This is a genomic window from Cytophagaceae bacterium ABcell3 (assembly GCA_030913385.1).
Taxonomy (GTDB): domain Bacteria; phylum Bacteroidota; class Bacteroidia; order Cytophagales; family Cytophagaceae; genus ABcell3.
Genome location: CP133159.1, coordinates 2,348,959 through 2,370,573, shown reverse-complemented (window position 1 = coordinate 2,370,573; position 21,615 = coordinate 2,348,959). Strand labels below are relative to the sequence as shown.

The following is a 21,615-nucleotide window of genomic DNA, read 5'->3' as shown; positions in this document are numbered from 1 at the left end:
GAGCAGGTCGTCGCCAAGACGTCAGGTTCACTTTGGGATTAACATTTTATTACTATGGAAGAGTTAATTTTTAAGCAATCAGAAAAATCTGAAAGAACTTTTAAACCATCACTGGGATTTTTAGGAGTAGGTTGGATCGGGCGAAACAGAATGGAGGCTGTCCAAAAAACCGAAAAAGCTACCATATCTATGGTGGCAGATGTCTCAGAAGAAACCACCAAAGAAGCCTTAAAAGCAGCTCCTCAGGCTAAACAAGCTTCCTCTTTTGATGCCATATTAAAAAATGAAGAAGTTGACGGTGTTGTTATTGCTACACCAAGTGCATTACACGCCAACCAATCGATTCAGGCATTAAATGCCGGTAAATCTGTTTTTTGCCAAAAGCCCCTCGGAAGGACTGCTCAAGAAACTGCCGAAGTAGTCAGAACAGCCGAAAAATATAACCTTTCATTGGGAGTAGACCTCTCCTACCGCCACACCAAGGCTATGCGAGCAGTGTATAACCTCATTAAGTCAGGCAACCTTGGAGAAATATATGCGGTAGAACTGGTATTTCACAATGCCTATGGCCCTGATAAACCATGGTTTTATGATCCAGAGCAATCAGGTGGCGGTTGCGTCATTGACTTGGGCGTCCACCTGACCGATCTGGCTATGTGGTGCCTGGACTTTCCGGAAGTGAAAAACGTCAGCTCCAAACTTTTCCACCAAGGCAAACCATTACCAAAAGACGCAAAAGTAGTGGAAGATTATGGCATTGCCAGAATTGACCTAGCCAATGATGCCGCTATTGATTTACGCTGTTCATGGAATTTGCAAGCAGGAAAAGAGGCTGAAATTAAAGCCGTTTTTTATGGTACCAAAGGAGGCGCATGCTTTAGAAACATCAACGGCTCTTTCTATGACTTTGTAGCAGAAGCTTACTATGGCACCAAAACAGAAGTAATGGTAGAACCACCAGACGATTGGATGGGGCGTGCCGCTGCGGTTTGGGCCGAGGAATTAGCCGCTGGTGCAGAATTTGACAAAGACGCATGGCAGTATGTAAAAGTTTCAGAAATCCTGGACATGATATATGGCAGATAATAACAAAATAAAAATATTAATGACAGCCGACACCATTGGTGGAGTCTGGACATATGCGACTGAGCTGGCAAAGGTTCTGGCACCATACAATATACATGTACATTTGGCAACAATGGGAGCGCCACTTTCTCCCGAACAACAATATGATGTCAGATATACAAAAAATATCACTGTCCATGAAAGCAGCTATAAATTGGAATGGATGGAGAACCCATGGGAAGATGTAGAGAAAGCGGGCGCTTGGCTCCTCGAGCTAAACAAATCCATCAAACCAGATCTTATTCATCTGAATAATTATGTACATGGTTCGCTTCCTTGGGGCAAACCAGTTTTAGTTGCAGCCCATTCATGTGTACTATCATGGTGGCAGGCTGTAAAAAATGAAGACGCTCCTACTGAATGGTCCACATACCAGCAAAAAGTATCTGAAGGCTTACAAGCTGCTGATCTGGTAATAGCTCCTTCTCAAAATATGATGCATTGTGCCAAAGAGTACTATGGCCCTTTTAAAAACTCTAAAGTCATATACAATGGTTCCGACATCGGCACATTCAGAAAGAAAAGCAAGAAACCTATCATTTTTGCAATGGGCAGGGTTTGGGACGAAGCTAAAAACTTAAACCTATTAGCAGAAATAGCAGCCGAACTTCCTTGGCCTGTATATATTGCCGGAGACAACCAAGACCCCTCAAATGGCGAATTGACAAACCTCAGAAATGTTGTTTTTCTAGGAAAATTAAGCAAAAAAGAGATTACCAAGTGGTTATCGGAAGCTTCCATTTTTGTAATGCCATCTCGCTATGAACCTTTTGGACTGGCTATGCTAGAAGCAGGCATGTCCGGATGTGCCCTTGTAGCTGGACAAATCGATTCTCTGGCTGAAATATGGGAAAACAATGCTGTTTTTATCAATAACGATGACCAACAAGGCTTAAAAGAATGTCTTATCATGCTTATTGAAAACGACAGTTTAAGAACCAGTTTAGCCAATCGGGCTGAAATGCATAGCAGAAGATATGACTCCCGACAGATGGCTGAAAACTACTTTAGAGAATACCAAAAGCTATTGTTTCCTAGAAAACCTGCTAAAAGCAGGATTGCAAAAACAGAAAAAGTTACTGAATTATGAAGATATTACTTTTTTACCATTCATTACTATCAGACTGGAACCATGGCAATGCCCATTTTTTAAGAGGTATAGCTACCGAGTTGATTAACCGAGGTCATAATGTACAAGTTTTTGAGCCTGAAAATGGATGGAGTCTTAGCAACCTAAAAAAAGACTATGGGAACAAGGCCGTTGAGGAATTCTATAAGTATTACCCTCAACTAGAAACCAATTTCTACAACCATGATAATTTCAATTATGAACAAGCCCTAAAAGATGCAGACCTGGTCATTGTACATGAGTGGAACGAACAAAAAGTGGTTTCACGGTTAGGGAAGGAAAAAAGCCGATTAGGTTATAAACTCCTTTTTCATGATACTCACCACCGGATAATCTCTGATAAAGAAGCAATGGCCGCTTATGATTTAAGCCAATATGATGGCGTGTTGGCTTACGGAGAGGTTATCAGAAAGATTTATGAACAAGAGCATAAAGTAAATAAATCATGGACATGGCACGAAGCAGCAGACACAAACATATTCCGCCCTTTAGAGAAAAACTTTGAAGGCGATCTAGTATGGGTAGGAAACTGGGGCGATGAAGAAAGAACAGAAGAACTTCATGAGTTTTTGATAAACCCTGTCAAGTCACTAAAATTAAAAGCAAAAATATACGGCGTACGCTATCCTAAAAAAGCCATTGAGGCATTAGAAAATGCCGGAATTGAATATGGCGGATGGCTTCCCAACTATAAAGCGCCAGAAGCGTTTTCTAAATATAAAGTAACCGTACATGTACCAAGAAGGCCTTATGTAGAAACCTTGCCAGGCATTCCTACCATCAGGCCTTTTGAGGCTTTAGCTTGTGGCATACCGCTTATCTCCTCCCCTTGGGAAGACACAGAACACCTATTCAGAACCAACCAAGATTACCTAATGGTGAAAGATGGAGCGGAAATGAAAAACCAACTTCAACATCTCATTCAGAATAAGGAAGCCCGAAACAATATTGCACAAAATGGCCTTGAAACCATTCAAAAAGCACATACCTGTAAGCATAGAGTGGATGAGCTAGAAGCAATTTGTGAAGAAATCGGATTAAACGTGTTTGAAACATTAAATAAATAATTGCTCAATGAACAATAAAAGCATTGCATTTTTTGGCTCTAGCCTTATTTCAGCATATTGGAATGGTGCCGCTACTTATTATAGGGGCATACTTAGGGCGCTGCACAATCTAGGCTACGACATTACTTTTTTTGAGCCAGACGCTTACCAACGCCAAGAGCACAGGGACATACCAGACCCTGAATATTCAAAAGTAGTGGTTTACAAAGCCACCGAAAAAGCTGTATTTGACATGCTGCAAAAAGCTTCTTCGGCAGATATTGTAATAAAAGCCAGTGGAGTGGGTGTATTTGACGAACTTTTGGAAGCAGAAGTTCTTAAGCTGAAGACCAGTAAAAACAAAATTATCTTTTGGGATGTAGATGCTCCTGCCACTTTAGACAGAATCGAAAAAGATCCTAAAGATCCATTTCATGAACACATTCCTCAATATGACATGGTGTTGACCTATGGCGGAGGAGAGCCTGTAATTAAAGCATATACTTCGCACGGGGCAAAAAAATGCATAGCGGTATATAATGCTTTAGACACAAACACGCACTTTCCAGTAAAGTCAGATGAAAGATTCCAAGCAGATCTGGCTTTCTTAGGAAACCGCTTACCAGACCGGGAAAGCCGTGTAGAAGAGTTTTTTATCAAAGCAGCCTGTCTGTGCCCACATAAAGAATTCATCATAGGCGGAAGCGGATGGCACGACAAACCTATGCCATCCAATATTAAAAACATTGGGCATGTATATACCAAAGACCACAATGCATTCAACAGTACATCCAAAGCAGTCTTGAACATTAGCAGAGACAGTATGGCCAGGTATGGCTTTTCCCCCGCTACCCGGGTTTTTGAAGCAGCCGGAGCCGGTGCATGCATAATCAGTGATCAATGGGAAGGTATAGAGTTCTTCTTTGAACCAGGCAAAGAAATACTCGTGGCCAATAATGGCGAAGAAGTAGCTGCTCTACTTAAAGACCTTTCGCCAAATACAGCTGCCAAAATTGGCGAAGCAGCCAGAAAGAAAGTCATTTCTGCCCATACCTATCCAAAAAGAGCAGAAGAATTGCACCCGGTATTACAAGAAAACATTGACCAAAACGTAGAAGTCTAACAAATGAAAATCGTCATATTAGGTTTATCGCTCACCTCTTCGTGGGGCAACGGACATGCCACTACTTTCAGAGGGCTAATAAAAGAACTTACTAAAAAGAACCACCATGTTACTTTTTTAGAAAGAGATGTCCCTTGGTATGCCTCAAGCAGGGACCTGCCCAACCCAGACTTTTGCGACTTGCACCTTTATAAAAGTTTGGAAGAACTAAAAGACCGGTGGCACACGACAATCAAAAATGCCGATCTTGTTATAGTCGGTTCCTATGTCCCGCAAGGAGTTAAAGTTGGTGAGTGGGTACAAAACACTACCCGAGGGATTGCTGCTTTCTACGATATTGATACCCCGGTAACTTTAGCAAAACTTGAAAGAAAAGATTATGAGTACCTAAAGCCAGAACTCATTCCAGCTTACGACCTCTACCTTTCTTTTACAGGAGGCCCAACATTAGACCTGCTAGAAAAAAAATATAATTCGCCTAAAGCCAAAGCTCTTTACTGCTCTTTTGACCCAAACCTATACCATCCAGTATCTTGTGAAAAGAAATGGGACCTAGGTTACCTGGGAACCTATAGCACAGACAGGCAGCCACCTTTAAATAACCTGATGTTAAAAGCAGCCACAGTACTGCCTGAACAAAGATTTGTTGTAGCAGGAGCCCAATATCCAGACAACCTACGCTGGCCAAAAAACACAGAGCATATCCACCACCTCCCCCCGGCTGACCACAGCTGTTTTTATAATAGCCAACGATTTACAATGAACATTACTAGAGCAGATATGATACGTGCAGGGTACTCTCCTAGCGTTAGACTCTTTGAGGCTGCAGCTTGTGGAACACCCGTTATCAGCGACGATTGGGATGGTTTAACAACTTTGTTTAAAGAAGAAGAATCTATTTTGATAGCCAGAAAAACTAGCGATACCACTTCTTTCCTTCAGGAAATACCAGACAGTCAGCGAAGGAGTATCGGTGAGAATGCACGAAAAGTAGTAATGGAAAACCATACCGCTGCACACAGAGCAGCAGAACTTGAAGAATACGTGAGAGAGCTGACCGATATAGGCATTAATGTGTAAAGATAAAATAAGCAATAATTACATAAACATCATAAACAAGAGGTATATACTATTTACATAAAACTTTTTATTACATGAAAGAAAAGGATATCACCGACCAGATACAATCAATGCAGCCATGGTTCCACAACATCCATTTGCCTAGTGGAGTACAAACGGCTCCTGATCATTTTCTCGGAGATTTCCCATCTTTCAAATGGCAGGCCTTAAAAGACCATATTCCTGCCGATCTCAATGGGTGGAAAGTGTTGGACATAGGCTGCAATGCAGGATTCTATTCCATAGAGTTGGCAAAACGCGGCGCTGATGTACTTGGAATAGATCTCGACCCACACTATTTACGACAAGCAGAATGGGTCGCAGAGCAGTTTAGGCTACCCAACAAAATCAGGTTTAAGCAAATGCAAGTTTATGACCTGGTAAACCTTAACGAAGATTTTGACCTAATTTGGTTTATGGGTGTGTTTTACCACCTTCGGTACCCATTATTGGCTATGGACATTCTTTCTAGAAAGGTAAAGGAAATGTTAGTTTTCCAAACCCTATCTATGCCTGGCGAAAAGCAAGAACATGTACCAGATGATGTGTCGCTAGAAAAGAGAGAAGTCTTTCTAAAAGATGAGTGGCCAAAGATGGCATTTATTGAGAAAAAATATGCCGGTGACCCTACAAATTGGTGGGCTCCAAATCCTTCTGCAATGGAAGCGATCATCAGAAGTTGCGGAATGGAAGTAGTAAGCGCCCCCTTAGATGAAACGCTTATCTGTAAACCTGTTTCACGAGACCATTGGAATGAGTCTGAATATCTATCAGCCATTGGCATGGATTGGAAGAAAGAAGCAGAGATGAAGGTAAAAAAGTAGTTTTGCTGGGAAGCTATAATGCCCGATTCTGGAAGCTGGCATTGGTCTTTGTGACCCTATAGGTATTTTCGGGGCTTGGTGGAGCTTCCACCTTTCAGTTCTCAGGGTCGCACCTTGAGTTATTTATTGCGCTCCTTTGGAGCTTGTTAATCTCAAAACAGGTCTTTTTTATACATTTCTAGCACCAACGATGCGTAATAATATAATAATGGATGATAGCCCCCAAAGGGGCGCAATATTCTTCAAAGACACCTCCCTTTTTAATATTTCTATAAATAAAGCATTACTAAAATTTTCGAGGTGCCTTATTATAAAATTCAATCAATTATATAAATTCCTTATCTTTGTGCCATAATAATATAGATATGGAATTAAATGCACTCACCGCCATTTCACCTGTTGATGGCAGATACAGACGCCAACTGAAGGACTTAGCTCCTTATTTTTCTGAGTTTGGGCTTATAAAGTACAGGGTAACAGTAGAAGTTGAATATTTTATTGCGCTCTGTGAAATACCGCTTCCTCAATTAAAAGATATTGACAAATCTGTCTATAGCAAGCTACGTGATATTTACCAAAACTTTTCAGAAGCTGATGCGCAAGAAATTAAAGAGACAGAAAAAACAACCAACCACGACGTAAAGGCTGTCGAGTATTTTATCAAAGCCCGTCTTCCTAAACTAGGTCTTGAGCAATACGAAGAGTTCATCCATTTTGGACTTACCTCACAGGATGTAAACAACACTTCTGTACCAATGCTGTTAAGAGACGCTGTTAACGAAGTCCTGCTTCCGAAAATACAGGATATACAAAACAAATTAAAAGCATTGGTTGAAGAATGGAAAGACATTTCCATGCTAGCTAAGACCCACGGGCAACCAGCCTCTCCAACCAAATTAGGAAAAGAAGTAATGGTTTTTGTGGAAAGAACTGAAAAACAGCTAGCCCTTTTAAGAACCATTCCATACGCTGGCAAGTTTGGTGGCGCCACAGGAAACTTCAATGCCCACCATATCGCCTATCCTGCAATTGATTGGTTAGCTTTTGCTGACAACTTTGTTAATGATACATTAGGTTTACAAAGAAGCAAATACACAACCCAAATTGAGCATTATGATCATCTAGGTGCTTTATTTGATAATCTTAAGCGCATCAGCACCATACTATTAGACTTGGACAAGGATATGTGGCAATACATATCAATGAACTATTTCAAGCAAAAAATCAAAGAAGGTGAAGTAGGTTCTTCTGCCATGCCTCATAAAGTAAACCCTATTGATTTCGAAAACTCTGAGGGTAACTTAGGTATAGCCAATGCCTTATTTGAGCACTTCAGTGCCAAGCTCCCAATTTCAAGGTTACAAAGAGACCTAACTGATTCTACCGTGCTCAGAAACATTGGTGTCCCTATTGCACACATGCTCTTGGCGTTGCTTTCATTAGAGAAAGGGCTTAATAAAGTAGAGCTTAATCCAAAGGCAATAGACCATGACTTGGAAGAAAACTGGGCTGTTGTGGCTGAAGCGATTCAAACAGTATTAAGGCGAGAAGGTTACCCTAAACCTTATGAAGCGCTAAAAGCCCTTACAAGAAAGAACGAAAAGATCACAGAAAAAAGGATCCATGAATTTATTGAAGAGCTCAATGTTAATTCAGAAGTTAAAGCAGAACTAAAAAAAATAAGCCCGTTCAATTATACAGGCATCAACTTCTAGACTGAGACAGGTAATATGAAAGGGCTCCTTATTGTTGATGTGTCGCAACCTAGAGCGTCTTTCAGCAAGCCCTAAAAGTTACCATTTTAGCTTTTTCATAAAAATAGAGGCTGTATTTACCAGCCTCTATTTTCTCTAATTTTCCAAAATTATAAACTCTATACGCCGATTTTTTGCCCTTCCCTCTTCTGTTCTGGGCGCAATAGGCTCCTCCTCGCCATATCCTTTGGCTACTAAGCGTTCTTTTTCTATACCTTTAGATATCAAGTAATTTACCACAGACTCACATCGTCTCTGGCTCAAAACCTTATTATAAGATGCAGCCCCTACATCGTCCGTATGCCCTGCTACTTCTATTTTCACCTGAGGGTTTTCCTTGAGGAACTCGGCAAGTTTATCTAATTCCTTATATGATTCTTTGCTCAACTCATGCTGGTTGAAGTCGAAGTAAATATTGCTTATCCTAGCAATGTCCCCTTTTTCTATTTTTCCTAAATAAAGGTCCATAGACACTTTTTGGAGTTTATCAGAAATAGCCGGCACTTCTAGTTCCTCTGCAATATACCCATAGTCTTTTTTCTGGGCTGAAACACTATATGCACCTTCCTTCTCAGGATTGATTTCAAACCTGTACGCCCCGTCATTTTCTGTTACCATTTCCTCAATAGTCTCTCCATCTTCATCATAGAGAATCACTTTAGCTTCTAACCTAATACCTGTATTTTGATCATATACAATACCTTCGACCACAACAGGTTTTTTCAACGCCTCCTTTTTTGCTTCCACCTGCCGTCTTTCGCGTTCGCGCTTTTCCTCTCCGGTTTCCACTTTTTTCTTGAGAAATTCTTCTTTCCTTTGGTCAATAAAAGAAGAGTCTCCTTTGGAAATCAGGTAATCATAATAACCAAGTCTGTCAGGAATACTTTTGGCAGTATCTTTACGGTCATTGCCAATTATTATTAATTCATTACGATTGTTAAGTTCATCAGCATCCTCAACCAAAGGGAATTTATCGCCATACCCGATAGGCTTAAGACGTTTCTTCTCTATACCTTTTTCTACGAGATAGTCAGCTACAGCATTGGCCCGCTTCTCGGAAAGTTTCTTGTTTTTCCGTTTAGACTCAAAGTCGTAGGCATGCCCAGAAATCTCGAAATCCAAATGCGGATTTTCCTCCATCTGCTCCCAATATCTATCAAGCTCAGGGAAAGATTCTTCTTTTAATTCTGCACTCTTGCTTTCGAAAAATATATTATTTAGAACGATATTTCCACCAGAGTCCAGCGGGGTCAAGCCAATGTCTTTCCGAACATTGTAAAACCCATGCAAAGGCAAATCAATATTTTCGGAATGAGAAAGAAAACCTTCAGACTCGATATAAACACCATAGTTCTTCCCAGGCTCTAGCATCACAGTATAGTCACCTTTGACTTTAGAAGAGTCATACTCAGCAACAACCTCATTAGTCTCATTATCAATAATTTTTATAGAAGACGGCACAAGGCTATCTTCCTCGTCTGTTATTTTACCATTAAAAAGGATTAAGTCCACATTAACATTTTCTCTGGTTACTGTATAAAGGTCATGATCGCCATGGCCATCTTCCCTTATAGCAGAAAAATACCCTTTTGTTCCATCAGGAGACCAAACGAAGAAGAGTTCATCATCAGCGGTGTTAATAGGATATCCAATATTTTCAGGTTCCGAAAACTTAAAGCTATCCTTATCAAAAGTGGCGGTAAATATATCAAAACCTCCTATACCATCATGACCTTTTGAGCTGAAATAAAGCGTCTTTCCATCAGCGTGTATAAAAGGTGCGTCTTCATCATAAGGGGTATTGATTTCTGGCCCTGCATTAACAGCTTCGCCCCATTCTCCATTATCCTGCTTTTTGCACACATATATATCCGTGCCACCATATCCCCCGTCTCGATCGCTAGAAAAAAACAGATACTCCTCACCAGCTGAAATACTTGCGCTGGGCTCCCACCCTTCTGAATTAATATGATCTGGCAGTTTTTCAGGCTGCTTCCACTCTTTGCCTTTTTTACTACTAAAGTAAATATTTCCTCCTTCATGATGGACAGTATCGTTCTTATAAATCAACAACTCCTGACCATCTGCAGAAAAAGCAATGCTGGCATCATGCGTTTCTGTATTTACCTCACCGGGCAAATTGATAGGGGTAGTCCACTCTCCGTCTTCTTTGTAAGAAATGTAAATATCTTCATAAAAATCACCTTTCTCATCCAATAAGCCCCCTGTAGAATTTGGTCTTCTGGATGTAAAAATTAGCACCTTTTCATCGGCTGAAATAACAGGAGCATATTCTGGATAAGAAGTATTAATGGTAGGCCCAATGTTTTCAATAGTTGCTTCAACAGGATTTCCGCTAAGCGCAATACCTGTCTTGCACCTTTCTATTTCCCGCTTTGCCTTATCTTTTAAATCCTTAGATTCAGAGAGGCTGAGTTCATAATAATCAATGGCTTTTTCAAACTCATGATGAAGATGGTAGGCTCTTCCAAGGTAAAACTCAATACCGTCATCCCTATAGCCTAAATCCCAAGCCTCTTCAAGATAATCCTTCCCTTTCAGTTTTTCGGGAGTCTGAGTATAAGAGATGCCAATTTTAGCCAAATATTCAGGGTTTCCTGGCTCATTATCATTCAACTCCAAATATAAAACCAGTGCATCCTTGTAGTCTTCTTGTTCAAACAGTTCTGCGGCCTCTCGTTTTATTGCTTTATAATCGCTCTGAGCAGAAGCATTAAAGCAACAAAGCATTAAGAAAAAACTTATTAGATACTTCCCATTCATAATCCCAACCTTTAGATAAGTTCTTACCCTTATAAGAATTACTGTGGGCGATACTAAAAGTTATGAGAATCAATGAAAAGTTTAAATTTTAATACATTAAAATATTCAGTTTTCAATTACCTTAAATTCAATTCTACGGTTTATCTCACGTCCATCTATTTCATCATCATTCGAGGCAATAGGCCTTTCCTCTCCGTATCCTTCTACACGTAAACGTTTTATATCTATTCCTTTGTTAATTAAATAATCTGCTACCGACTGAGCACGTCTCCTCGACAAAGTTTTGTTGTAGTCTTTATCTCCAACATTGTCTGTATGGCCTGAAATTTCAATCTTCAGCTCAGGGTTTTCTACGAGCAATTTCTCAAGTTTCTTTAGCTCCCGGTAAGACTCAGGACTTAACTTATAAGTATCTAAATCAAAGTAAATGTTTCTCAATTGAAAAACCTGCCCTTTTGCTAGTTCAGTCAAAACCAGTTCTACTTCTATTTCCTGAACTTCTGGACGATTCGCAGGAACTTTAACACTGCGCGTTAAATAGTTATAACCATTTATTCGTGCCGTAACAGAGTATTTAACATCCTTTTTGTTAAAAGCCTTAAAAGAGAAAGTACCATCGTTTCCACAAGTCATCTCTTCCAAGTCCACCCCAAAGTGATCACTCATTTGCACCGTAGCAGCCAGGGGAACACCTTTCTCCCTGTCCTGAACACTACCTTTGACAATAACAGGCTCCAGCTTACCGGCTTCTACACTGTCTTTTATGGCATCACGCAAAGAGACCTCTTTTTTATAAGCCGCGCTATCAAAGAAAACATAAAACCCAGGCTGCTTTTTCATAAGATAGCTGACCATTTTCTGTTTCTTAGATGCATGCTGCTCTTGTCCAGGCTTACTTTCATTATTGACAACCCCAGTCCGTTGTTTTTTACCCTTAAGTATCCCATCATAAGCCCCCAATCCAGCTTGTTTATAATCAGGATTCTCTTTCAAGTTTTCTTTTATAATTAACTCGGTTCGGCTTAGATCTTCGTCAGAACTGGCAAACCGATCACCATAACCAACTGGTTTAAGATTCTCATAATTAAGACCTTTGCTCACCAAGTAGTTAACAACCGCTTTAGCCCTTTTTTGGGAAACTTCCATATTTTCCTTACTCGATTCCATCTCAAAACAGTGCCCAGCAACTTCGATAACCAGTGAGGGGTTGTCATTGATCAGTTCAAAATACCGGTCTAGCTCATGCGTGCTTTGCTGGTTCAATTTACAGCTACCTTTTTCAAAAAGTACGTTATTGAGAACAATAAGTCCCCCTTTTTCCAAAGGAGTTAAAAAAACAGATTTATCTACTACATAAAAATCGTTAACTGGTACATTTACATTTTCGGAGTGAGACAAAAAGCCATCAGCCTCTATAGAAATAGCATAGTTCCGCCCGGGTTTAAGCATAATATTGCACTCTCCTTCAAAAGAAGTAGAGTCTCGTTTAGTAATTAACTCATTGGTAATGGCATCATATACAAAAAGGTTTCCAGAAGTAGGCTTAAAACCATCTGGCTCTCGACCATCGTAGAAACTAAAAGACAAGCTTACGTTTGGGCGGGTGATCATGTAAATATCATAGTCACCAAAACCATCTTCCCTGACTGAAGAAAAGTATCCTCTAGTACCGTCTGCCGACCATACGAAAAACTTCTCATCACCAGCAGTATTTATCGGGTAACCCAAGTTTTCGGGAGCTGAATATAGTCCCGTTTCAGGATCGTAAGTAGTACTAAAAATATCATAGCCACCTATTGACTTATGTCCTTCAGAGCTAAAAAACAAGGTCACCCCGTCTGCATGCAAAAAGGGAGAAGACTCATTGTAAGGTGAATTAATCAAGGATCCTAAATTTTTCGGCTTTCCCCAATCTCCGTCTTCCTGCTTATGGCTAACATAAATATCGCTACCCCCAAAACCTCCTTCTCTATCACTACAAAAGTAAAGAGTGTTACCATCTGGCGATAAACAGGCACTATTCTCCTCACCGGAAGTGTTAATGCTCAACTTTTTAGGGTCTTGCCATTTTCCTTTGCCATATTCCGAATAGTAAATATTGGTTCCAGAAGATTCCCGTAAGTCTTGCCGACCTAACAACAAGCCTTTGCCATCAGGAGTAACGGCAAGAGAAGCATCATTACCAGAACTGTTCACAGAACCAGACAACTTGATCGGTTTCTGCCATTTGTCATTTTCATAATAAGAAACATAGATGTCTTCAAAATACTGCCCTTGTTCATCTTTCAGGTTTCCGGTTGTTCCCGGACGTCGAGCTGTCAGAAACATGGTTCGCTCATCACCTAAAATAACTGGCCGGTATTCGGGAAACTCAGAATTAATTTCCTCTCCAAGATTCTCTATGCTTACTTTAACAGGGTTTTTACTCAACTCCAGACCGTTCCTGAAATGGCTCATCTCCGTCTCTATCTCCTCACGCAGGTCTTTGTACATTGAACGACATTGCCCCATAATAGAAATAGCTGTTTCAAAATCGTGGTGGGCATGATATGCTTTAGCCAAATAAAAATCTATATAGTCTTTTTTATATTTCTTTTCCTTGGCTGCTTTCAAATAGTCAAGCGCTTTTGTTGCCGGTCGCGTCTTTAGGTAGCAAATACCTATCCTAGCCAAAGTTTTGGCATCGCCGGGCTTTTCGGCATCTAAGGTTTCATAGAAATGCAAGGCCCTGTAGTAGTTGCCTGCTTCAAAATTTTTATCAGCCTTCTTTTTAATACTTTTAATATTCTGACCATAGCTTGCTAAAGAACACAAGCAAAAAAAGACTATGACAAAAACTTTATAGCTTTTCATATACAAGATTATTTTAATATAGCAACAGATGAAGCGTTAAGCAAACTAACTCAATCCGTGCCGTCCTTTTAACCAGAAAACTCCAACCATAGAAATCGGAGTTTAAATATAACTATTCTTACTGAATCAACTATAGTAGAAGTCAGCTTTTTAACTTTCTTTCTTATAAAACAAGATATTCAGACCCCACTTAAGCCCAAAAAACCATAAACTAATACTCAACAGGAAAGTAAACTATGGGAAAGACTAGCACAAGGGTTCATGCAATATAGGCTAGTAAAAAATGTTTTACTTATATTTGGCATTTAACAAAGTAAAATGAAGCACCTGATAAGTTTTATAATACGAAAAGTACCACGGAAATACCTACAGAAAGTCAGCCACTTTGTACTAGGCATAGTAGCTTTTTTTTACCGTGGCAACAAAGTTGAAGACCCTGTATCAGGCAAAACCTACCGAAAGTTTCTTCCCTATGGACGCATTCCGCGAGAAAATGCCCTTTGTCCAGGCTCTTTGACCCTTGAGCGGCATCGTCTGATGTGGTTATATTTAAAAGAGAAAACAAACTTTTTCACCGCAAATTTAAAGGTACTGCACATGGCCCCAGAGTATTGCTTTATCAAAAGGTTTGAAGCTTTAAAAAACTTGGACTATATAACAGCAGACATTGAATCCCCTTTGGCAAAAGTCAAGATGGATGTCCATGACATTCCTTTTCCAGACAACACATTTGATGTATGCTTCTGCAATCATGTAATGGAGCATGTAACAGATGACTTGAAAGCCATGTCAGAAATATACAGGGTATTAAAACCTGGAGGCTGGGCCATCATACAATCACCTATTGATTATAATTTAGAAAAAACTTTTTCAGACCCTAACGCCGACACCCCTGCAAAAAGGGAAAAAGTCTATGGGCAAAGCGACCATGTAAGACAATACGGCACTGATTATGGTCAGATTTTACAAAAAGCTGGTTTTACGGTTAAAGAAGATAAGTTTGTAATGGAAATGCCAGAAGAGAAAGTAAAACGATATGCCCTTCCGGCTGAGGAAATTATATACTTCTGCTCTAAAAATTGATTACGCAAATGGATATTATTTGCCAAGACTATTAAAGGCGTTTTTTATATAAACCAGTAAAATACAATACAAAGGGATAAGGCACCTAATTTCCCCCCTTTATCAATCAACTATAGAGCTGCTTTCTAAAATAGTTGATATTTTTTTCATTTTCCACTCTTACAAACTCTTTACAATTACAGCCTACCCCACTGCCTGCAATTCTTTTCAACACCATCTCTGATATACAGCAACAGCTCCCAATCCATCGACAAGCGACACTTACACCACCCTGTACAAGCAAAATAATAAAATTAAATATTAAATATAATTTTTTTAATGTAATTTCACGGGTTCAAAATTAACCTTATCATCAATGAAACTCTTTGTTAAAGTTTTGTTAGCAGTATGCTGCTTTTCTATCAAAACAGTAGTTTATGGCCAATTAAGTGAAGGTGGCAAGCCGATAAGCTTTAAAGGAAACTTAAAATCACGTGTCGAGTTTATTGACATGCCGGCCGTCGATGTAGAAAAACTGTTAAAAGAAGATTCTATCAATAAAGATTTAGGCAAACCATTTAGGTTTGGCCATGAAATGAAAGTTGACTTCAGCTTAAATAACTCTGGCAAATGGGAAGACTTAGGCGAAGGAGGAAGAGTCTGGCGACTTGGCATCCGCTCCACAAATGCCATTTCCATAAATTTAATCTTTAAAAAGTATAATTTACCTGCAAATGCACAACTATTTGTATATAATCAGACAAAAACTGAGGTTTTAGGTGCATTTACAAATAGAAACAATAAAGAAAGCGGGGTTTTCAGTATTGCACCTATAGAGGGCGATGCTATTGTTTTAGAATATTATGAGCCGAAAAATGTAAAGGGACAAGGTCAAATTGAATTAGGAAAAGTTGTACATGCCTATAAGGATATATTAGGGTTCGGTAAAGAGAAATCATTTAATTTTGGAGGATCAGGCAGTTGTAACATGAATGTCAATTGCCCTGATGGTTCTGATTGGCAAGAACAAAGAGACGCTGTAGCTATGATTATTATTGGTGGCTCTACGTGTTCAGGATCTATAATCAACAACACTTTAGAAGATGGAAGGCCTTTTCTGCTATCAGCAGACCATTGTTTGCTCGGAGGAGACGACACAGGCGAATGGATTTTTGTTTTTAACTATGAAAGCCCTAACTGTTCAAACATTGAAGGCCCAAGAAACCATACCGTATCAGGTGCTCAGCTTAGGGCTAAAGATACCCCTTCCGATTTTTTACTTGTAGAGTTAGAAGAAACGCCCCCTTTAGAATATAATGTATTTTATGCAGGGTGGAACAACATGGACGAACCTGCAAACAATACAGTTGGCATTCACCACCCATCCTCAGACATCAAAAAAATATCATTTGATGATGACAACCCCGTTTCAGACGCTTACTATAATTTTAATAACGACACACATTGGAAGGTAATTTGGAATAGGAACACCACTACCGAGCCAGGCTCGTCCGGCTCCCCTTTATTTGACCAAAACAAAAGAATTGTAGGCCAACTGCATGGAGGAGATGCTTCATGCACAAACCTAACAGGTTATGATTTATATGGCAAATTCTCTTATTCATGGGATGCAGGTTCAAATGCCACTAGCAGGCTTAAAGATTGGCTAGACCCGAACAATTCTGGAGTTACCACCCTTGATGGAGGTTACATCAACCAAGCCCCTTGTGCAGGACCTATTCAAGGAGGTGAGGTTGAAACAGATCAAGAAGTGGTCTGCGAAGGGTCACCCTTTACCCTGTTCTTAACGAATGCAACTGCAGGTGCTGGCACTACATATGAATGGGAATACTCTCTCGATAATATTGACTGGACAAGCATAAGTAGCGCTAATTCTTTTAGGCTCACTATAACTCAAAACGAAAGCCGCTACTACAGGTGCAAAATAAGCTGCGAAGAGGAAACTGCCTTCTCCACCTCCTTATTTGTTCCATTAAGTGAAAGCGACTGTGAATATATAGTACCGGAAAATGGTAGTATTCAAATAACTTCATGTTCAGGATCTATTCATGATTCTGGAGGCCCTAATGGCTATTATTCAAACAACAATGATGGCGTGGCAACAATCTATCCAGATACCGAAGGTCAACTGATTCAATTAGGTTTTACTCAATTTTCCCTCGAACCCGTTTATGACTATTTGGAGATCTACAATGGCACATCTACAAATGCAGAACTTATTGGCACTTTTACAGGAACCGAAAATCCTGGAAATGTTTACGGAACCACCTCTTCTGGTGCCATTACCTTAAGGTTTGTAACAGACCATTCTATTATCGCTCCAGGATTTTCTGCCAATATTGAGTGTGTTACCGAAGTACCCGATGCTGAACTAGCGATTGAATCTGTAGACCTGATTCCCTCAACAGTAGCCCCAGGAAGTACAGTAATAGCAAGTCTTAATATTGCCAACACAGGCGGTAGAACTACTCACAATGATGACCTACACTTCTTTTTCTCTACCGACGATCAATGGGACGAAAACGATACATTCATAGGAACTTACACAGCAGGCGTTATAAGGCCTGGCGCAACTGTGCCTGGAGATCACGTGTTCACGCTACCTGATCAAATTGATTATAATGAATACTACATATTAGCTTATATCGGAAATCTTGAAGAAACCATAGAAAGAGACAATTTCCATGTTACCCCTATCACAATAGGCGAGCAATATGTTATACCATATACTGGGTCACAAGTAATAACCACTTGTAGCGGCCCAGTTAGTGACCACGCACACAACAACAATTATTACCCAAACTCTAATGGAACACTCACTATACACCCAGAAGACGAGTCTTCCTACCTACAACTGTCCTTTTCCAGATTCCAAGTTGAAGAAGATTTTGACTATCTGGAAATCTTTGACGGCGCTACTACATCCTCTCCTCTGATTGGCGAATTTAGTGGCCACAACCTCCCTCATGACATTGTAGCTTCACAGGCAGGAGGAGCATTAACTTTACGCTTTTATTCAGATGGCAGTATAGAATTCCGTGGATTTGAAGCAGAAATCTCCTGCATAGACGAAAAGCCTTTACCTGATGTGTTTATAGAAAACGTTGCAGTTAATTTCCAGTCAGCATTTCCTGACAAATACATTTCAGTGAATGCGACTTTAACAAACAATGGAAGTGGTGTATTACTCAATAGCAACATAAGTTATTACTTGTCCAATGACATAAACTATAGTCCTAATGATATTCACCTTGGCTCCTCTCAAAATGGAGCAATTCCACCTAATAGCTCTGTTACGATAAACGAAGTATTAAATATTCCACAAAATACTAGCCAAGGAAATTACTATTTAATATTATATGAAAACAACAATCCTTATTTAGATGAAAATGACGAAGCAAGGATTGCATACATACCTATAGAAATAACAGATGAAGCCACAGCGCATTACACAATGCCTGAATCTGGCCAAGAAACCATTACTACCTGCTCACAAATAATAACAGACCATGCAGGGTTTCAGAACAATTATGATAATAATATAGATGGCACACTTGTACTTTATCCAGAACGTGAAGGCGAAATGCTAACCTTAAGTTTTATACATTTTGAACTTGAAGACTTGTATGACAACCTTAATGTGTACGATGGAACGTCAACACATGCTCCATTATTAGGTCGACTTAACGGCTTTTCCTTGCCGGAAGATATAACCGCAACAAACCCGGCAGGCGCCTTAACGCTCAGGATGGTCACCGATGCAAGTGTTACAGAAAGCGGGTTTATAGCTTATGTTTCCTGCCCTGAAGCAGAAACAAGCGATGATTTACCAGACTTGACCATTTCTACAACTACTACCCCAAACAATGCAATAGCAGGTTCTTCTATTGACTTATCCTGTACTATACAGAATATTGGCTCCACGGCATCTACTCCTACTAATGTCCATTTCTTATTGTCTCAAAAGCCTGATTATAACCAAGATGCAATCAACCTAGGGAGCTCTCAGGTTAATTCGATAGAGCCAGAAGAGAGTTTGTCAATAACTACACAAGCAAGTATCCCTGAGAATATTTCTGGGCAATTCTACATTTTGTACTATGTAAATTTCGAAGGAGAGATAGAAGAAACAAATCTCAGTAACAACACCTATACTGAACCAATCAATATTACGCTAGACGATCAATATGTTGTTCCACATACCGGGTCACAAACAATAACGACATGTACAGGCTCAGTCAGTGACCATGCACGAAACAGCAACTACTCTCCTGATGCCAACGGTACGCTAACTATACACCCAGAAGATCAAACTTCTTACTTAAAGCTTTCCTTTACCCGTTTCCAAGTTGAAGAAGACTTTGACTATCTGGAAATCTTTGACGGCGCTACTACATCCTCCCCTCTACTTGGGAAATATAGTGGCCATGATCTCCCTCATGATATTGTAGCTACACAGGAAGGTGGGGCATTAACTTTACGCTTTTATTCAGATGGCAGTATAGAGTTCCGTGGGTTTGAAGCAGAAATCTCCTGCCTAGACGAGAAACCTTTACCTGATGTGTCTATAGAAAGCGCAGCGGTTAATTTCCAGTCAGCATTTCCTGACAAATATATTTCAGTATCTGCGACTTTAACAAACAATGGAAGCGGCACATTATACCATAGCAACATTAGCTATTACTTGTCCAATGACATAAACTATAGTCAAAATGATAGATACCTTGGCTCCTATCAAAGCGGTACAATCCCATATAATAGTTCTATTACAATTAATGAGCGATTAGACATACCGCAAGATATTAGTCTCGGCAATTACTATATTATTATACGTGAAAACAGCAACCCTTACTTAGGAGAAGATGATGAAGCTAGGTTTGCATACATACCTGTATTAATAACAGACGAAGCCACAGCACATCACACAATGCCTGAATCTGGTCAGGAAAGTATGACCACCTGCTCGCAAATAATAACAGACCATGCAGGGTATCAAACTAATTATGCTGATAATATAGATGGAACACTTGTGCTATATCCTGAACGTGAAGGCGAGATGCTAACCTTAAGTTTCATACATTTTGAAATTGAAGACTGGCATGACAACCTTTATGTTTACGATGGCACATCCACACAAGCGCCATTACTAGGCCGACTTACCGGCTTCTCCTTACCGGAAGATATAACAGCAACAAACCCGGCGGGCGCCTTAACGCTCAGGATGGTCACCGATGCAAGTGTTACAGAAAGTGGATTTATAGCTTATGTCTCTTGCCCTGGCGGATCAAGCTACTTGCCAGACTTGACCATTTCTACTCCTTTAAACCCCAGCAATGCAGTAGCTGGATCTGATATAAACTTATCCTGTATTGTACAAAATATTGGCACTGCAACATCTACTCCGACTAGTGTCCATTTCTTCTTGTCTCAACACCGTAACTATAGCCAAGAAGCCACCCCGCTAGGCAGTGCCCAAGTTAGTTCAATAGAAGCTTCAAGCAGTGAACAGGTTAACACCCAAGCCAGTATTCCTAACAATATTGAAGGGCAGTACTATATCTTATATTATATTGATTATGAAGGGGAGGTAGAAGAATCGGATATAAGCAATAATATGTTCTCTGTACCAATTGAAATTACTAGAACAACATCTTTAAGGGAGCAACAGAACAGCAAGGTAAGCGTCAGCCCGAACCCGTCAAATGGTATTTTCCACTTGTCTATAGAAGCCCCTGCACAAGAGGTGAGCATTAATGTTTACAACTCCATTGGAACAGAGGTGTTTTTCCAAAAAACCCAAATTAATGGAGATAATGCAGTATACCCGATAGATTTATCGTTTGTTCCATCAGGTATGTACACGGTAAAACTAATGTTGGGTCAAGAAGTACAGGTAATGAAGGTAATTAAAAAATAGGTTTATCTTTCCCCCTGAAAATGCAGTAGAACTCTAAAATAAAGCAAAAAAGCTACTTTTTGCCATACAGGAGTTCTACTGCTAATTTCAGGACTGAAGCATTTCGGAAATACTTTGTCAAAAGTGTGATTTAGTGTTATTTTCCCCCTCATATAGAAACTCTATCGTATAACTTAAATAGAGCCAATTTTACACCTTCATTTATGAAACATTTTATTTTAAAATTTCTATTATGCTTAGTTTGCATAGGGTTTATAAGCGGATCAACTGCTATTGATAAAAAAACTTTAGGCAAAACACTTTCAGAATTGAATGATGTCGAAAAAAAAGAAGTTATTACGGATATGCTTAAAGGTAATTGTTCCTATAAAGACATCAAGCTTTATGGAAAGGTGACATTTGTAAAGAGTTTCCCCGACATCAAAATACAGTATGTAAAAAGCTTTCCAGATATTAAAGTACAGTTTGTTGATAATTTCCCAAACAAATGTGGCCAATGGCAGAAAGTTGATAACTTCCCAGACTTCAAGGTTCAAGTGGTAGATCAATTTCCAGACATCAAGGTCCAAGTAGTTGATAGTTTTCCAGGCATGGATTAAGTTTAAGGCCATATTTATTATACATTTAAGGCGCCTTCAACATGCCTTTGCCCCTTCTATCTTATACGCTCACTGTAGCTTGCAGCTACAGCACGTACCGTCAAATAAAGCGTATTGCAAAAGGTAGCTTGTAGCTACCAAAATTCTATAAAAAATCTACACTTTTCTCTCATAGAATTTTGTGCCATCATAAAAAAGGCATAGAAACAAAATGATCCTGTTGTCTGAATCAGAATTTACAGGATTAGAGAATTCACAG

General features: G+C 39.7%; 12 protein-coding genes. 10 read left to right on the top strand and 2 right to left on the bottom strand.

Features of this window, described 5'->3' with window-relative positions; all coding sequences use genetic code 11:
- The first annotated feature begins 54 nt into the window (after positions 1-54).
- From RCC89_09410 to purB, 7 genes are all read left to right on the top strand, one after another.
- On the top strand, positions 55-1,086 hold the full coding sequence (locus RCC89_09410; protein ID WMJ73379.1) for a Gfo/Idh/MocA family oxidoreductase: 1,032 nt from the start codon (positions 55-57) through the stop codon (positions 1,084-1,086).
- A complete protein-coding gene (locus RCC89_09405; GenBank protein ID WMJ73378.1) occupies positions 1,076-2,215 on the top strand; it encodes a glycosyltransferase family 4 protein in 1,140 nt (379 codons plus the stop codon). The genes RCC89_09410 and RCC89_09405 overlap by 11 nt, the downstream gene beginning before the upstream one ends.
- On the top strand, positions 2,212-3,321 hold the full coding sequence (locus RCC89_09400) for a glycosyltransferase (GenBank protein WMJ73377.1): 1,110 nt from the start codon (positions 2,212-2,214) through the stop codon (positions 3,319-3,321). Before RCC89_09405 ends, RCC89_09400 begins: the two co-directional genes overlap by 4 nt.
- 7 nt (positions 3,322-3,328) lie before the next feature.
- Entirely contained in the window at positions 3,329-4,423 is a 1,095-nt protein-coding gene (locus tag RCC89_09395; GenBank protein ID WMJ73376.1) for a glycosyltransferase, read from the top strand.
- 3 nt (positions 4,424-4,426) lie between these two features.
- The gene (locus RCC89_09390) at positions 4,427-5,503 is read left to right on the top strand and encodes a glycosyltransferase (GenBank protein WMJ73375.1); all 1,077 of its coding nucleotides are present in this window, start codon (positions 4,427-4,429) and stop codon (positions 5,501-5,503) included.
- A 74-nt stretch (positions 5,504-5,577) separates the two neighbouring features.
- Positions 5,578-6,366 (top strand): TIGR04290 family methyltransferase, encoded by a 789-nt coding sequence (locus RCC89_09385; GenBank protein ID WMJ73374.1) that lies wholly within the window; start codon positions 5,578-5,580, stop codon positions 6,364-6,366.
- Between the two features lie 365 nt (positions 6,367-6,731).
- The gene (purB, locus tag RCC89_09380) at positions 6,732-8,081 is read left to right on the top strand and encodes an adenylosuccinate lyase (protein WMJ73373.1); all 1,350 of its coding nucleotides are present in this window, start codon (positions 6,732-6,734) and stop codon (positions 8,079-8,081) included.
- A 135-nt stretch (positions 8,082-8,216) separates the two neighbouring features.
- On the opposite strand, the gene RCC89_09375 is transcribed toward purB, so the two are convergent.
- On the bottom strand, positions 8,217-10,871 hold the full coding sequence (locus tag RCC89_09375; GenBank protein WMJ73372.1) for an OmpA family protein: 2,655 nt from the start codon (positions 10,869-10,871) through the stop codon (positions 8,217-8,219).
- A gap of 138 nt (positions 10,872-11,009) precedes the next feature.
- A complete protein-coding gene (locus RCC89_09370; protein ID WMJ73371.1) occupies positions 11,010-13,757 on the bottom strand; it encodes an OmpA family protein in 2,748 nt (915 codons plus the stop codon).
- Between the two features lie 318 nt (positions 13,758-14,075).
- On the opposite strand from RCC89_09370, the gene RCC89_09365 reads away from it, so the two are divergent.
- The 3 genes from RCC89_09365 (at position 14,076) to RCC89_09355 (ending at position 21,356) form a co-directional block, all read left to right on the top strand.
- Entirely contained in the window at positions 14,076-14,840 is a 765-nt protein-coding gene (locus RCC89_09365) for a methyltransferase domain-containing protein (GenBank protein ID WMJ73370.1), read from the top strand.
- Between the two features lie 355 nt (positions 14,841-15,195).
- Positions 15,196-20,757, top strand: coding sequence for a CUB domain-containing protein (locus tag RCC89_09360; GenBank protein ID WMJ73369.1), 5,562 nt, complete (start codon positions 15,196-15,198; stop codon positions 20,755-20,757).
- 203 nt (positions 20,758-20,960) lie between these two features.
- Positions 20,961-21,356 carry a hypothetical protein gene (locus RCC89_09355; GenBank protein ID WMJ73368.1) on the top strand — a complete coding sequence of 132 codons (396 nt, stop codon included), beginning with the start codon at positions 20,961-20,963 and terminating at the stop codon, positions 21,354-21,356.
- Positions 21,357-21,615: the final 259 nt, after the last annotated feature.